The following is a 15140-nucleotide window of genomic DNA, read 5'->3' as shown; positions in this document are numbered from 1 at the left end:
GCGCCGGGATGGCCACGTGAGGGCTGCTGACACCCTGCGCTACCAGGGCTCGCTCTTCGGGGTTTCACGGGCATCGGAGCGTCAGCCTCGCCCCTTGCCGGTGCCGTACAGGAGCGCCCGCACATCGAGCTTCGCGGGGCGCTTCGGCGCTCCGGGAGGCGGCGGCTCCGGGGGCGGCGGTTCGGGAGGCGGCGTCGCCCAGGCGAAGGTGCCCCCCGCGGCCGCGGGGCTCGCCGGCTCCGGCGTGGGGACCGCGGGCGCGGCCGCGCTGGCGGCGGCAGCGCTCGGCTCGGCCGGCGGCGCGCGTGGCGGCTCGGCCGTGAAGGGAGTCGCCGGCTGGCGCGCCGCATGGCTGCCGACGTCCTTCGGCATCTGCATCGTCCCCGACCTGGCGAGCGGAGCCTCGGGCGGCGAGGGTGCAGGCCGTTTCGGCGGCGAAGGCGAGGCGCCTGCGGGGGCCGGACGAAACGGCAGCGTCGCCGGGACCGCGAGCGTCCTGTTCGGCGCGATGTCCAGCGTCCCGGTGGGGCTCATGCTCGCCGCGGCGGACAGCGCGACGGTCGACTCGAGGGAGGCGGCGTCCCGGTCGCCCGCCGCGCCCGCGCGAAGCGCCGTCGCTCCGGCCCTGCTGACCGCGGCGCCCGGAGCGGGCCACGCGATCGGCTCGCCCGGGAGCTCGACGCCGGCGAGGATGCGCATGCGCGGGAGCACGTCCTCCGAGGGCACGGGGAAGCTGCTGCGCCACGTCACCGTGCAGCGCTGCTCGTCGCCGTCGATGCGCAGCATATCGGCGCTCAGCGGGAGCTCCTGGTGCTCGGCGAGGCCGAGGCCCGCGAGGCCGTGGATGCGCGCGAAGCCGCGCGCGCCGGGCAGGCGCATGCGCATGCGCGGCGCGCTCGGGTGCAGGCCGTCCATCACGATCCACTCGTCGCCGCGCAGGAAGTGCGTGCGCTGATCCGGCGGCGCCGCCTGGAAGTAGTCCCAGCTGAGCTCGTCCGGGATCTCGGGGATACCGCGCTCCAGCAGGGCGCGCGGGGTCGCCCCGAGGAGCCGGCGGCGGGCGGGGCAGGCCTTCGAGATCGGGCCGAAGCCAGCCACGCGCCTCGCGTCGACCGGATCGAGGATGTTCGGCTCGCCCGAGCCCTGCGGATGGCCCTCCCCGAACGGGTTGTCCGGGAAGCCGATCCCGCCAAAGGCATGCTCGTAATCGATGGGGAGCCGCACGAAGCCGCCCCGCTTACGGACCATCAGCGTCTTGTCCAGCAGCGTCCAGCTGCTCGAGAAGACTCCCAGCCGGACATGCGCCGCCTCGACGGGGCGCCCGTGCGGCGCATGCGCATGGCCCGTGAAGAGCACGTCGGCCTTGAGCAGGCGAGGGACCAGATCGGTCGTGAACCGGATGCTCCGCGAGAGGAGCCCGCCGTGATGGACCTCCTCCCGAATGATCTCCTGCGGCGCGATGCGCTGCATCATCGTGTCGCTGGCGAACCCGAAGGTGGCTTTCACCATCGCGGTCACCCAGAGCTTACCCTTGAACCTCCAGGCCATCGCGGCGGCGGTCGCAGCGCCGATCGGCGTCGCGCTCACATGCGTAGGGCTGCTCGTCGCCATGGATCCACCAGCGATGAGACCCCCCCTCCGGCGCTGCTGTCAAGCCATTGTGGCCGTCACGCGTGCGTCTCCAGCACGATCACGGCTTGACGTTCTCCTCGTCACACGTCCGCGCATCGGCATTCTCTGCGGGAGATTTCGAGGAGTACGACCGAGGCGACAAGTTCGAGCATTACAAGAGCTTCGCCTCATTGCGCCAGTACGTCCTGGTGTCGCACCGGGAGCGCAGCGTGGAGGTGTCGACTCGCGACGTCGATGGCGGCTTCACGTCTGCTATGTCGCGTGAGAGCGACGTTGCGCTCCTGGCGTCGATCGGCGCGCGGCTCGATGTCCGCGAGCTGTACGAGGCTGCGGCCGAGCCGGGGGTCTGAGGACGGCGCTATCGACAGGACGTTGTGACAACCTGGCGGTCGAGCGCTCGGGCGGCGCACGCGCCGTGAGCCGTGATTGCCTCTCCGCCTCTGGAATGCGATCGTCGGCCCTCTATCGAGGCAATCTCGGCTCGCGCTCACCCGTCGAGCTCATCGCGGATTCAGGCGCCGTGCGCAGGGACGCCACGCTCCGTCGACCCATCATGGGCTGCGCCATCCGAGCACATTTCTGCGTGGCAGCGGGTATTGACTCCGTGGCCCGTTGGGCGACCATCGCATCATGGCGCGCACAGCTCCGGTTCCGAACATCCCCGCGATCCCTGGCATGAACCCTGGTGTCTCCATCCTCGGCGGCGGCGCCGGCGGCGGTGGCAGCGGCGGGCGGGGCGGCAACGGCGCCGGCGGCGATCAGGGCGCGGGCGGCAAGAACGGCGGCAACGGCGCCCAGGGCGGCGGCCGCAACGCTGGCAGTTGCGGTGCCCTGACGGCCTGGAGACGCAGCACGCGCGCGATCCGAACGGCAACCTGATTTACCTTTCCGACGCGATGGGGCTCGTCGCGAGCTTCCGCTACGACGAGCGCGGCTGCCTTGTCCACGCCGAGACCGCTGACGGCGGCAAGACGGCGATGACGTACGACGCGCTCTGCAACCGTGTCGGGATCGTCGAGCCGGACGGCGGCGCGCGGGCGCTCCGCTACGATTTCCTCGGGCGACTCGTGGAGATGCGGGACGAGAAGGGCGGGGTCCACCGCTGGATCTACGACGCGATGGGGCGCGTGGTCGAGCACCGCTCGCCGCTGGGCGCTCGCACGGTCACGAGCTACGACGAGGCCGGCCGCTTCGCCGGCGAGCGCGACGCGGATGGCCGCTGGTTCCGGCTGATCTACGCGGGCCTCCGCGAGGTGATCGCGGTCGAGCGGAGCGACGGCACGCGCGTCTCGTACGCCTAAGACCGAGAGCTCGACATGGTACGCATCGTCAACGAGGAGGGCGACGTGCACACCATCGAGCGGGATCTCGAGGGTCGGATCCTCTCCGAGCGCACCTTCGACGGTCGCTCGCTGCGGTACAGGAACGACCAGGCCGGGCGGCTGTCGAGGATCACCTTCGACGACGGCGAATTCGTCGAATTCGCCTACGACGAGCTCGATCGGCTGATCGCGCGCACCTTCTCGGACGACACATCCCACAGGCTGGAGTACGACGAGCGCGGGCGCCTCCTGAGCTTCGAGACGGAGGCCGTCAGCACGCTCTATACGTACGACGCGCGAGGGCGTTGCATCCGCGAGGACACGGAGCGGAAGGACGATCCATCGTCCGTGACATCGCTCCGGCACGTCTACGACGCCGGCCTGCATCGCACGAAGGTGGAAGTGCTCGGCGCTTTCTCGATCGCCGCCCCGCGCGACACCGCCGGGCGATGCGCCGCGCTCGTCTTCTCGGATCTCTCGGGTGTCCAGGGTGCGAACCAGCCGATCGCGAGGTTCGCGTACGACCCGACGGACGGCGAGACGGGGCGCTTCTTTGCCGGCGGTGGCCGCATCGAGCTCACGAGGGACGCGCACGGCAACGTCCTCCGCTCGGCGGTCTTCGGCGGTGGCACCGCCGTCATCCGACCGGGCGAGCCCATGTGGGTCGGCGCCCTGGCCGGCCCGGAGACCCTGCGGTTCGACTACCGATGGTCGCCTGCCGACGAGCTCCAGGTGCTCGCCGATCGCGATCGTGGGGCGCAGTCCTTCCTGTACGACGCGCGCGGCCGAATCGCGCAGAAGCAGCATGAGGGGCGGGCCAGGACCGAGGATTACGTGCTCTCGCCGCGAGGCGACGTGCAGTGAATTGACGGCCGCGCGCAGTCCCACCTCAGCGGTGGCCGCCTCGTGACCACGAACGGCGCGGCCCTCACGTACGACGCGCGCGGCCGGCTCGTGAAGAAGGTGGAGGGCACCGCGGTGACCATCTACGCATGGAGCGCGCTCGGCCTGCTCTCGGGCATGACGCTGCCCGACGGCACGCGGCTCGAGTTCGTCTACGATGGGTTCGCGCGGCGGATCGAGAAGCGGGTGCTGCGGCGGGAGGCGGCGATGGTGCGGCACCGCTACCGCTGGGATGGCGAGGACCTCCTGGAGGAGACGGTGGAGCGCCAGGCGAGCGCCACAGGCGCATCCGCGCCGTTCGCGCTGGTGGAGCGACGGCGCTACGCGTACTCGCCGGGCTCGCCGGCGCCGATCGCGCAGGCGATCGACACCGAGGCGGGCCAGGGCGCCTGGAAGTACTTCGTGCACCGGGACGGGGCGCCTGTGCCGCTCGGGCTCGTCAACGCTGACGGGAGCGTCGACCAGGTCTTCGAGACCGACGCGTACGGTCGGGTGATCGCTGGCGACGCTAACGCCACGTTGTGCCGGTTCCCGGGGCACTGGTACGAGCCGGAGACGGGGCTCCACTACAACCGCTGGCGGTACGTCGATCCGGCGAGCGCGACGTACCTGAGCCCGGAGCCGCTGGGGCTCGAAGGGGGGCTCGAAGCGTACGGGTATGTGAGCGGGAGGCCGCTCACGCTGGTCGACACTGATGGGCTCATGGGCTCCAAGCTCAACACGCGTCGCGTCCCGCGATCTCAAGGAGGCGGCACGCGGGAGTTCACCGGGCAGTCCGCCAGTGTCCGCAACCCCGAGGGCCAGGGACCGGTGTACGATCTCCACCCGGCAGTCGCCGCCGCGCTTCCTCAGGACCCCGGGCGCGGCCAGGGCAGGGATCCGTCCTGGTGTTCCGAGCCCCATGCAATCAGCAATTATCTCTACGATTACGAGGATCGAAATGGGGTCAAATGCGACCCGGGCACACCCGAGGGCCAGCGGCACCTCCGACGCGCTCTGCGCCGCATGGGGCCGATCGGAAGCACCGATGTCAATGGAACCGCTTGCGCGCCGTGCCCGAACTGCTCCCAGACGCTGGCTCGCTTGCACGCGCTGGCAGGCACGGGCCAGCAGCCCGAGACGATTCCCGCGTCCCCTCCTAAAGGCGGACCGTCCCTCAATTTCAGGCCCGCAGGCGCGGGGGCACCGCTGGATCGGGCACGGCAACAGGCCGCCCAGGGGAACACAGCGCCCCTGGACGACGCGCGCCGGGCGAACGCGACGCGGTATCGACAGCAGCTCGAGGTCGAGCGGGCGGCAGGGCGCAACAATCATTCGGATGCGGAGATTGAGCGCCGCGCCCATCGCGTGGCCGGAATGACTCCAGGCGTCTTCGGAGGTACCGGCCTGAACAACGATTGGGGGCCGACTTGAAGCCTCGATTCAGTCATCCTCTCCTCGGAACGATCGAGAGGGGCATGTTCAGCCTCGAGCTCCGATCAATCTGCGGCACCAAACAGCTCACGGCGTCCGTCTCTCAGTTGAACGAGGTGGCGGAGAGGCTCGATCGGTGGCGTGCTCCGGGGTTCGAGCTGCGTGCCCGCGTCCACCTCGGTACCTTCGAGCCGGCGACGGGACCGGTGACCGCGCTTGACAAGACGAACGCTCTCGTCAAAGGCGTTGCTCGCCGGATCGGCCAGGCGAGTCGTTCGTCTCGCCTGCATGGTTTCGTATGGCATGTCTGCGACGGGGTGCTCGCTCTGCGCGACGATGTGTTCTTGCGAGTGCTTGCCCCGACGGCGGCCAGCTTGCGTCCCTGGCTCGAAGAATGCGCGGCCCTGCGGATACAGTGCGTCTTTCCGGTGGTGCGAGCGGCCGGAGAATCGCTTGTCGCACCCGAGTCCGGCTGGATCGAGTTTCGCGATGACCTTGTCGATGCGACCGGCCGTGCGGCTCTGGATAGCGAAGCCTGGCACCTGGATCTCCCGCTCGCAGCACCGGATCATCGATTTCGACAAAGCGTGGTCGGGTTTCTCTGCGCAACCGTCGATCCAGCGTCGCAGACGCTTTCGCTGTCGCCTCGCGCGAGAGAGGCGGCGTCACGCTGGCTCTACCGGCTGCATGATCCCGGAGATCCCTCGCGGCTCGCCTCGTGGGTGCTGGAGAACCGCGGTAGCGAGGCGCTTGCCAGGGTGGCCGCGGACGCCGAGAGCTCGTTCGGTGGTTTGCGCAGCGTCGATCGGATCCAGCGCTTCGGCGGGATCCAGATGCTCGATCGAGCCCTCGCCAAAGGGAGCGTCGCGGAGTGGCCGCTCCAGCAGACGCCGGACGGCCCCGCGATCCTGGTGAGCGTACGGGACATCGACAACCCCGACACCCTCGCGTGCGTGACGGAGGACGGCAGGATGTGGGCTTATGGGTTCGGCTGGGACGAGTGGGAGCGAACGAGCGACTCCGTGCGCGCGTTCGTCGCCCGCGTCGCGCTGTGGGGACACCCCAAAGAAGTGCCGAGTCATGTCTCTCGATCGTCGCACGGTCGTCAGCTCGCCCGTACGCTCAGCCTGGACGAGGTTGACGAGGCCACCGACTCCACCGGCACCTTCTACGCGGGCGACGCGGCGCTGGTGTTCGAGCGGAGGCTGTCCGAGGGGCGCGCCGTGACGTGGCTGCGCGAGCTGCGCCCCGAGGCGGTGCTTGCCTGGGACGACCTCACCTCGTCTGCCTGAGCTCCGGGGTCGCGGCGGCCGACGTCCCATCCCCTCCCACGCACGTGGAGCGACCAGGAACGACGACCGATCCCGCCACCGACGACACGCAGCTACGGCGTGATCTCGCGGAGCACCCTGACCATGAGCGCCGCGCTGCCCGCCCCCGTCGAGTAAGCTGCGCCGCATGAAGGTCCCCCGACTCACCGGCCGCGCGCTCACCGCGGCGCGCCTCGCCGCGGAGGCGCCCGGATCCTCCGCCGCGCTCCGGGAAGTGATGAAGCGCAGCCTGGGCATCGATCGCCTCGCCTCGCTTCCGGACGCCTTCCGTGACGACGTCCCCGCCGAGGCGCGCCCCCTCCAGGCCGCGCCGCCGCGGCGCTGGGAGGACGCCGGGCTCGGCGCGCCCCCCGTCCGCGACTGGCCCAGACCCTCGGTGGCCTACGCCGCGGCCTACCGCAAGGGCGCCACCACCCCGCTCCGCGTCGCCGAGCGCGCGCTCTCGGCGCTCGAGGCGCTCGCCGCCGAGCGCCCGTGCATGAACATCGCCGTCGCCACCTCGCGCGAGGCGACGCTCAGGGACGCCGACGCGTCGACCGCGCGCCACGCCGCGGGGCGGCCGCGCGGCCTGCTCGACGGCGTGCCCCTGCTCGTGAAGGACGAGTTCGACGTCGAGGGCCTCCCGACCACGCTCGGCTCGCCCTGCGGCCCCCAGCCGCCCGCGGCGCGCGACGCCGCCGTGGTCGCCCGGCTCCGGCAGGCGGGCGCCGTGTTCCTCTGCAAGACCGTGCTCACCGAGTGGGGCATGTCGCCGATCGGCAACAGCGTCCACCAGCGCATGCCCCACAACCCGCACCACAAGGAGCGCGCCGCGGGCGGCTCCTCCACCGGCTCCGCCGTCGGCGTGGCGCTCGGGCTCGCGCCGCTCGCGGCCAGCGGCGACGGCGGCGGCTCCATCCGGGCGCCCGCCGCGCTGAACGGCGTCTTCGGCATCAAGCCGACCTTCGGCCGCGTCAGCCGCGCCGGCGACGGCTTCAAGGGCTCGGTCGCCCACGCCGGCCCGATCGCCAGCAGCACGGCCGATCTCGCGCGCTTCCTCGACGCCGTCGCCAGCGAGCCCGACCCCGACGACGACCTCACCGCATGGGCGCCCCCGCCGCCCCCCGGAGGCTTCGGCGCGCGCCTCGGCGCCGGCGTGCGCGGCCTGCGTATCGGCGTTGACGAGGCGGAGTGGCGCGACGCCTCCACCCCGGTCGCGAGCGTGTGCTGGGGGGCGCTGCGCGCGCTCGAGCGCGAGGGCGCGACCCTCGTGGACGTGAAGATCCCCCTCGCCAGGCACGCGGCCTCCATCGGCTACCTCGTCATCGGCCCCGAGTCGCTCGCGGCGAACCAGCGCGCCTGGCGGGAGCAGCGCGACCTCATCAGCGAGGACCTGCGCGTCACCTTCAGCCTCCTCTCGGGTGTCACCGCGCTCGAGCAGATCGACGCCGCGCGGCTCCGCGCGGGCATGCGGCGCGAGGCGGCGCGCGCCCTCGCCGGCGTCGACGTCCTCGCGCTCCCGACGACGGCGATCACCGCGCCCCGCTACGCGCAGGCCGAGGAAGGCCGCGCCTTCCTGGATCCCGTCGCCCTCGACGGCATGTGCCGCTTCGCCTTCCTCGGCAACCTCACCGGCCTCCCCGCCGGCACGGCGCCCGTCGGCGTCGACGCCGAGCGCCTGCCCATCGGCCTGCAGATCCTCGGCGACGCGTGGGACGAAGCGGCCGTCCTCGCCGTCCTTGCCCACCTCGAGCGATCGGAGCTCGCGAGCGCGCGGCGCCCCCCGGGGGCGATCGATCTGCTCGAGGTACCCGATCCCATCGAGCCCAAGGAGAGGTCGTGATGAGCCAGAGCGCCGGAGGTCGTCCTCCCGACGTGAAGCCAGCGCCGGCGCCGTGGGCGCTGGCTGGCGATGCAACCGTCGTGATGCTCGAGCTCCCGGGGCGGCTGCTCCGGGAGCAGAGCTTCAGGGCCGAGTTCCCGGTCGCCGACGTCGAGCCCCACCGCGCGCTCTGATCTCGCACCGCGGGGAGCTGCCCCGCAGCGGCGTCAGGGCCGCTCGGTCGCTCGGTCGCGCAGATCAGCTGAGCGCGATCATCGCGGCCGTCGCCGCGTAGTCGACGCGCTGTGCGCGGTAGGGGTACGTCGGCGGGAAATGCTCGAGCGCCGCGCGGAGGCGCCGGATCGACGCCCTGTCGAGCGGGTCGAAGCGCAGGCCCACGGCGCGCCCCGGGTCGCCCAGGCGCCGGCCGTGGAGCGTGCGCGCGATCGTCGCCGTCGCGTCGATCCAGACGTTCGTGTCCGGGATCCGGAACGAGACGATCACCGGCTCACCCGTGAGCGGGCGGGCGCTCGTCAGCACGAGCATGCCGTCGATCGACAGGTCGATCGCCCGGGTCCCGAGCAGCCGGAAGCCTCGCTCGCGCACGGCCTGGCACTCCACGATCGCAGCGCGGCGCGTGGCGCGGCGCTCGCTGGCGAGCAGCATCTCCATGGTCGTTCTCCTTGGCGCGCCACGCTACGGAGGACGGCTACAGGTGGACAAGAAACTTACAACGTGGCGTCCCGTGCTTCGGCCGGTCCAGGACGAACGCTGGTTGTTGAGGAGCGGGTAGGGGGGATGTCGGCGCCCCTGAGGGCGCTCGCGGCGAGAGGCGCCCGCGGCCGCTGGGGGGCGCCGCCCCGCCAGGAAGGCGGGGCGGCGTGCGGCCGTGGGCCTCTATCCGCCGGTCAGCGGCCTGCGCGGCGCCGGCGCAGGGCGAGGCCGGCGAGGGCGGCGAGCATGGGCAGGAGCGCGGCGGCGCCGCGGGTGCTCCCCGCGGGCGTGGGCCGCGCGGCGCAGAAGCCGTTGCCCTCGGCGAAGATGCCGGTCGGGTCGTTCTCGCTCTCGGGCGCGCAGGTGCCCGCCGTGCTGTCGGTCGAGCTGCACACCTCGCCGGACGGGCAGCTGTTGCCGTCGCTGCCGCGGCAGCCCTCCACGCAGGCGTGATCCTCGCAGATCATCCCGCTCGTCGCGCCGCCGCAGTCGCTGTCCTGCCTGCACGCCGGCTGATCGTCGTCGCCGTTGTTGGGATCGGTCTCGCCCTCGTCGATGGCGCCGTTGTGGTTCGCGTCCTCCACGCCGTCGGGCACGCCGCCGTCGTCCGTGTCCGGATCGAGCGGGTTCGTCCTCGTCGTGGGATCGGCGTCCGCGATGCAGGTCTTCGCGTCCGCGTTGGTCGCCGCGTTGTCGCAGGGCAGGCCGAGCTCGGTGCCGTCGAACAGCCCGTCGTCGTCGCTGTCGGGGTCGAGCGCGTTGATGAGGCCATCGCCGTCGTGGTCGTCGCTGAAGTTCGGCTCATCGCCGTCGATCACGCCGTCGTCGTCGCTGTCGGCGTCGTTCGGATCGGTCCCGATCGTCTCCTCGAGCGCGTCGCTCAGCCCGTCGCCGTCGGAGTCCACCGGCGGCACGTCGTCGGCGCCGTTGTTCGGATCGGTCTCGCCCTCGTCGATGGCTCCGTCGAGGTTGAAGTCCTCCAGGCCGTCGGGCACGCCGCCGTCATCGGTATCGGGGTCGAGCGGGTCGGTCTTGGTCGCCCCTTCGTCGGCGTCGGGTCGGCAGTGGCCCGCCGCCGCGTCGGTGCCCTCGTTGTCGCAGGGCAGGCCGAGCTCGGTGCCGTCGAACAGCCCGTCGTTGTCGCTGTCGACGTCGAGCGCGTTGATGAGCCCGTCGCCGTCGGTGTCCTCGCCGGGCTTCGGCTCCTGGCCGTCGGGCACGCCGTCGTCGTCGCTGTCGGCGTCGTCCGGATCGGTCCCGATCATCTCCTCCACCGCGTCGGGCAACCCGTCGCCGTCGCGGTCCTCGCCCACCGCGTCGTCGTCGCCGTTGTTGGGATCGGTCTCGCCCTCGTCGATGGAGCCGTTGTGGTTCGCGTCCTCCACGCCGTCGGGCACGCCGCCGTCGTCCGTGTCCGGATCGAGCGGGTTCGTCTTCGTCGTGGGATCGGCGTCCGCGATGCAGGTCTCCGCGGCGGCGTCGGTGGCGGCGTTGTCGCAGGGCAGGCCGAGCTCGGTGCCGTCGAACAGCCCGTCGTCGTCGCTGTCGGGGTCGAGCGCGTTGATGAGGCCATCGCCGTCGTGGTCGTCGCTGAAGTTCGGCTCATCGCCGTCGATCACGCCGTCGTCGTCGCTGTCGGCGTCGTTCGGATCGGTCCCGATCGTCTCCTCGAGCGCGTCGCTCAGCCCGTCGCCGTCGGAGTCCACCGGCGGCACGTCGTCGGCGGGATCGTTCGGATCGATCTCGTCGCCATCGATGGCGCCGTCCAGGTTGGTGTCCTCGTTGCCGTCGCTCACGCCGCCGCCGTCGGTATCGGGGTTGACCGGCGACGTCTTGGTCGCCCCTTCGTCGGCGTCGGGGCGGCAGTGGCCCGCGGTGACGTCGGTGGCGGCGTTGTCGCAGGGCAGGCCGAGCTCGGTGCCGTCGAACAGCCCGTCGTCGTCGCTGTCGGGGTCGAGCGCGTTGATGAGCCCGTCGCCGTCCGTATCGTCGCTGAAGTTCGGCTCCTGCCCGTCGATCACGCCGTCGTCGTCGCTGTCGGCGTCGTTCGGATCGGTCCCGATCGTCTCCTCGAGCGCGTCGCTCAGCCCGTCGCCGTCGGAGTCCACCGGCGGCACGTCGTCGGCGCCGTTGTTCGGATCGGTCTCGCCCTCGTCGATGGCTCCGTCGAGGTTGAAGTCCTCCAGGCCGTCGGGCACGCCGCCGTCATCGGTGTCGGGGTCGAGCGGGTCGGTCTTGGTCGCCCCTTCGTCGGCGTCGGGGCGGCAGTGGCCCGCGGCCACGTTGGTGCCCGGACGATCGCAGGGCAGGCCGAGCTCGGTGCCGTCGTAGAGCCCGTCGTTGTCGCTGTCGGGGTCGAGCGCGTTGATGAGGCCGTCCTCGTCGGCGTCCTCGTTCCAGCGCGGCTCCTGCCCGTCGGGCACCCCGTCGTCGTCGCTGTCCGCGTCGTTCGGGTCGGTGCCGGCCTCGAGCTCGTCGGGATCGTCGATCCCGTCGTTGTCCGAGTCGCAGCCGTTGTTGATGACCCCGTCGCAGTCGTTGTCGAACGCGTCGCCGCAGACCTCGGCCCCCGAGGGCACGCACACGCAGGTGTTGGCGTCGGCGTCGCAGGTCGGCGACAGCGGCCCGCAGTGCGCGTCGGTGAGGCACTCGACGCACTCGTTCGGGGTCGCCTCCGTGTTGCAGTACGGCGTCGGCGCGGCGCACTGCGCGTTCGTCTCGCACGCCTCGATCTCGACGTCGGTCGGCGGGGTGCCGCCGGCCGGGCCGTTGCCGTCGGTCGGCGTCTCCTCGGACTGCGCGCCCTGCTGCCCGGCGGCGGTGATGACCGCCTGGTTGGAGATGAGCCCCGAGGCGCCGGCGTCGACCGTCACCCGGAAGGTGACCGTCGTCGCCCCGCCGGCGGCGATCGAGCCCCCCTCCGTCGCGTTCGCGCCCGTGCCGAGCCGCACGCGGACCGTCCCCGCGTCGTACTCGCCCTGGTCGTCGCCGGCCGCGTCCGTCTGCGGGCCCGCGCCGGCGCCCGCCGTGATCGAGAGCGAGCCCGGCACGTAGGTCACGCCCGCGGGCAGCTCATCGGCGAGCACCGTGTCGATCGACGCGTCGTTGCCGGTGTTGCGGACCTCGATCGTGTACTGGATCACGTCGCCCGGGAGCAGCGATCCGCCGTTCACATCGACGGCCGACTTCGTGGAGGTCGTGAAGTCCGGCTTGAACGTCGAGATCGACGTGACGAACCCGGCGAGGAAGTACAGGTCGTTGGTGCTCGACGCCACGATCGGCGCCGACTCCTGCCCCGGGGTCACCTTGGAGGTGATGTCGAGGACGTCGATGTCCATGCCGGCCATGGTGCCGGGAGTCCCCGCGAGCTGCGGCAGGTCTCCCACGGTCGACACCGGCGCGCCCAGGTACGAGCGCGTCCCGTTGAAGAAGTTGGTGTCCGGGTTCAGATCGTCGCCGAGGGCGTTCCCTCCGTTGAAGAAGAACTGGTCCCCCGGGATGGACGCATCTCCCTCGAACGTGACCATGCCGATCTTCGCGTCGTAGCCCGCAGTCGGCACCAGGAACCCCGAGAGGGTCGCCTCCTGCCTCCCTCCGCTAGGAACCGAGTCCAGCCCGTCGAAGAGCGCCAGATTGCGCGGCGGCTCCGAGGCGAGCTGATAGAACACGACAAGCCACCACCCGGCGAAGTGGTTGTTGAAGTCGCTGTTCACGAAGCTCGCGCTGTTCACCCCGCTCACCCGGTACGCGCCGGAGCCTCGCTCCTGCACGATCGCGGTGATGTCCGAGACCGACTGGTAGTAGGTCTGGGCCGAGCTGGTGGTGACGACCGAGCGCAGGGCGGTCAGGTTCTCGATGAAGCCGCCCGCGCCGGGCCGGTCCAGGGTGACCGCCGTGTCCGCGGGCTGAGTGTTCTGCTTGTGCGCGGCCCAGTAGAGGAAGGCGTGCGTCACCGTCGCGCCGTCCGGCACGGCAAGCACCGCGGAGCTGCGCGCCTGCTCGGCGGTGACGGTGGTGCGCGCCTCCGCCTGGCCCTCCGCGGGCGAGTCGGCGCGCCAGTAGATATCGGGCGCGCTGTCCTCGTCGAAGGTGCTGCCTGCACAGGCGGCGGTGCCCAGCGCGGGCCGGTCGATGTCCGCGGGGGCGCACTCGTAGCCGAGCGTGTTGCCGACCAGGAGGAAGTCTCCCCGCTGGTCGACCTGCACGCGCAGCGTGGGCGCGGCGTGCGCGACGCTGCCCTGCCCGCCCACGCAGGCGAGCCCGACAAGACTACCTAGGATCCAACGTCTCTTCACGGCGCCTCCTGCTGCTTCGGCTTCTTCTCGAGGATCTTGAACTGCACGCGGCGGTTCTTCTGGCGTCCCTCGTCGGTGTCGTTCTCCGCGATCGGGACGTCGGGCCCGTAGCCCTTCGACGCGAGCCGCTCGGCCTCGATGCCGCGCTGGACCAGCGCCTTCGTGACCGACTCGGCCCTCGCCTGGCTGAGCTTGATATTGTACGCGCGTCCGCCGCGCGGATCGGTGTGCCCTTGCACCTCGATCTTGGTGATCTCCGGGTGCTCCTTCAGCACACCTGCGACCTCGTCGAGGAGCTCGTCGCTCGCCTTCTTGATGGTCGCCTTGCCGGTGTCGAACTGCACCTGCTGGAGGATGACGATCTCCTGCTCGGTGACGCGCACCGCGACGGGGCAGCCGTTCTTCGCCGGATCCGGATCGGGCTTGCCCTTCTCGTCGGGGCAGGCGTCCTTGTCGTCTCGCACCGTGTCGCCGTCGCGGTCACCGGGGCAGCCGTTCGTCGCCGGATCCGAGGTGCGGATACCGGGGATGTCGGGGCAGGCGTCCTCCGCGTCGATCACGCCGTCGCCGTCCCTGTCGGGCGGCGGCGGGCAGCCGTGCTTCTTCGGATCCTCGTTCGCCGGGCCGGCCTCGTCCGGGCACGCGTCGACGTCGTCGGTGATGCCGTCCTTGTCGCGGTCCCCTGGCGGCGGGCAGCCGTGCTTCTTCGGGTCGTCGTTCGCGATGCCGGGCGTGTCCGGGCACGCGTCGACGCGATCGAGGATGCCGTCCTCGTCGCGATCGGACGGCGGGCAGCCGTTCTTCTTCGGATCCGGGTCGCCGACGCCGGGCACGTCCGGGCAGGCGTCCTTCTCGTTGACGATGCCGTCCTTGTCGCGGTCCGGGTCCGCGCGCCGGACCTCGGGCGAGTACGCGAGCATCGCGACGGCACGGAAATCCGGGGTGCCGATGCCCGAGGTGAAGCCGGGGCCGGCGGCGACGCCGAGCTCGAAGTCGCGGAGCGTCGGCGCGAAGCGGTAGCGCAGGCCGAGCAGCGCCTCGACGTTCGTGTTCCGGGCCTCCGGGTCCTCCAGCACCGTCGAGACGGTCGCCTCGGGGCCGATCTGGAGCTGCTCCTCCGAGCCCAGCAGCAGGCCGACGCCCGCGCCGCCGTTGAACATCAGGCCCTGCCGCACCTGCGCGAACGTCTGCGCCGGGCGCAGATCGACGCCGGCCGCGGCCGACCAGACGAAGCCCGGGATCCGGCCGCCGGCGAGGATCTGCGGCAGGCCGCGGACCGAGTCCTCGCCCACGAACGAGCCGTCGCGGTCGCCGGTCGGCAACCACACGAAGCCGCCGACGGCGAGCTGGAACGGGTCGAAGTAATCGCCGAGGAGGCGCAGGCGCAGCCCGACCCGGAGATCGCCGAGCTGCACGTCGCTCGGCGACCTGAACGAGAGGCCCTCGGCCGCGGGGCTGTCACCCTGCTGCAGCACGGCGAGGGGCAGGTCGACGTTGACGTGCAGCCGGTCCCAGAGCGTGAGCGAGGAGTTCAGGTGCAGGAACAGCTGGTGGCCGACGATCGCGCCGAGGTTCTCGTCGCTGCCCTCCCGCGTGAGCACGAGCGGGTTGTGCGCGTAGTCGCCGAGCAGCATCACGTGCAGCGTCGCGCTGCCGTCCTGGTTCGGCGAGGCTGCGTACGGCGACGGCACACCGAACATCCGGTCGCCGGCGGGCGCGGGGCTGAAGC

At 71.7% G+C, this 15140-nt stretch carries 12 protein-coding genes; 8 read left to right on the top strand and 4 right to left on the bottom strand.

Going from position 1 to position 15140, the window contains the following annotated elements; genetic code table 11:
• Positions 1-81: 81 nt before the first annotated feature.
• Entirely contained in the window at positions 82-1587 is a 1506-nt protein-coding gene (locus ACSRUE_RS00985; RefSeq protein WP_441289384.1) for a DUF2169 family type VI secretion system accessory protein, read from the bottom strand.
• Between the two features lie 110 nt (positions 1588-1697).
• On the opposite strand from ACSRUE_RS00985, the gene ACSRUE_RS00980 reads away from it, so the two are divergent.
• From ACSRUE_RS00980 to ACSRUE_RS00945, 8 genes are all read left to right on the top strand, one after another.
• A complete protein-coding gene (locus ACSRUE_RS00980; RefSeq protein WP_441289383.1) occupies positions 1698-1982 on the top strand; it encodes a hypothetical protein in 285 nt (94 codons plus the stop codon).
• 280 nt (positions 1983-2262) lie between these two features.
• On the top strand, positions 2263-2511 hold the full coding sequence (locus ACSRUE_RS00975; RefSeq protein WP_441289382.1) for a hypothetical protein: 249 nt from the start codon (positions 2263-2265) through the stop codon (positions 2509-2511).
• Entirely contained in the window at positions 2454-2933 is a 480-nt protein-coding gene (locus ACSRUE_RS00970) for a hypothetical protein (RefSeq protein WP_441289381.1), read from the top strand. The genes ACSRUE_RS00975 and ACSRUE_RS00970 overlap by 58 nt, the downstream gene beginning before the upstream one ends.
• Positions 2934-2948: 15 nt before the next feature.
• Entirely contained in the window at positions 2949-3818 is an 870-nt protein-coding gene (locus ACSRUE_RS00965) for a hypothetical protein (protein ID WP_441289380.1), read from the top strand.
• A gap of 42 nt (positions 3819-3860) precedes the next feature.
• The gene (locus ACSRUE_RS00960) at positions 3861-5270 is read left to right on the top strand and encodes a YwqJ-related putative deaminase (protein ID WP_441289379.1); all 1410 of its coding nucleotides are present in this window, start codon (positions 3861-3863) and stop codon (positions 5268-5270) included.
• Between the two features lie 44 nt (positions 5271-5314).
• On the top strand, positions 5315-6562 hold the full coding sequence (locus ACSRUE_RS00955) for a hypothetical protein (RefSeq protein ID WP_441289378.1): 1248 nt from the start codon (positions 5315-5317) through the stop codon (positions 6560-6562).
• Between the two features lie 166 nt (positions 6563-6728).
• Positions 6729-8423: an amidase gene (locus ACSRUE_RS00950; RefSeq protein ID WP_441289377.1), complete on the top strand. Its 1695-nt coding sequence runs from the start codon at positions 6729-6731 to the stop codon at positions 8421-8423.
• Positions 8423-8596: a hypothetical protein gene (locus tag ACSRUE_RS00945; protein WP_437943699.1), complete on the top strand. Its 174-nt coding sequence runs from the start codon at positions 8423-8425 to the stop codon at positions 8594-8596. Before ACSRUE_RS00950 ends, ACSRUE_RS00945 begins: the two co-directional genes overlap by 1 nt.
• Before the next feature lie 64 nt (positions 8597-8660).
• On the opposite strand, the gene ACSRUE_RS00940 is transcribed toward ACSRUE_RS00945, so the two are convergent.
• The 3 genes from ACSRUE_RS00940 to ACSRUE_RS00930 form a co-directional block, all read right to left on the bottom strand.
• Positions 8661-9074, bottom strand: coding sequence for a PilZ domain-containing protein (locus tag ACSRUE_RS00940; protein WP_437762232.1), 414 nt, complete (start codon positions 9072-9074; stop codon positions 8661-8663).
• Positions 9075-9310: 236 nt separating this feature from the next.
• On the bottom strand, positions 9311-13411 hold the full coding sequence (locus ACSRUE_RS00935) for a hypothetical protein (protein ID WP_441289376.1): 4101 nt from the start codon (positions 13409-13411) through the stop codon (positions 9311-9313).
• Positions 13408-15111, bottom strand: coding sequence for an OmpA family protein (locus ACSRUE_RS00930; protein WP_437943701.1), 1704 nt, complete (start codon positions 15109-15111; stop codon positions 13408-13410). Before ACSRUE_RS00930 ends, ACSRUE_RS00935 begins: the two co-directional genes overlap by 4 nt.
• Between the last annotated feature and the right edge of the window lie 29 nt (positions 15112-15140).

The sequence above is a fragment of the Sorangium sp. KYC3313 genome (assembly GCF_052075895.1).
GTDB lineage: Bacteria > Myxococcota_A > Polyangia > Polyangiales > Polyangiaceae > Sorangium > Sorangium cellulosum_B.
The sequence above is the reverse complement of the archived record's forward strand: the minus strand, read 5'-3'. Positions and strand labels throughout refer to the sequence as shown.

Bases quoted from the DNA above. Each gene is read 5' to 3' on its own strand.
- ACSRUE_RS00950 (WP_441289377.1), top strand. From the start codon at position 6,729: ATGAAGGTCCCCCGACTCACCGGCCGCGCGCTCACCGCGGCGCGCCTC.
- ACSRUE_RS00940 (WP_437762232.1), bottom strand. From the start codon at position 9,074: ATGGAGATGCTGCTCGCCAGCGAGCGCCGCGCCACGCGCCGCGCTGCG.
- ACSRUE_RS00955 (WP_441289378.1), top strand. From the start codon at position 5,315: ATGTTCAGCCTCGAGCTCCGATCAATCTGCGGCACCAAACAGCTCACG.
- ACSRUE_RS00965 (WP_441289380.1), top strand. From the start codon at position 2,949: ATGGTACGCATCGTCAACGAGGAGGGCGACGTGCACACCATCGAGCGG.
- ACSRUE_RS00975 (WP_441289382.1), top strand. From the start codon at position 2,263: ATGGCGCGCACAGCTCCGGTTCCGAACATCCCCGCGATCCCTGGCATG.
- ACSRUE_RS00930 (WP_437943701.1), bottom strand. From the start codon at position 15,111: ATGTTCGGTGTGCCGTCGCCGTACGCAGCCTCGCCGAACCAGGACGGC.
- ACSRUE_RS00945 (WP_437943699.1), top strand. From the start codon at position 8,423: ATGAGCCAGAGCGCCGGAGGTCGTCCTCCCGACGTGAAGCCAGCGCCG.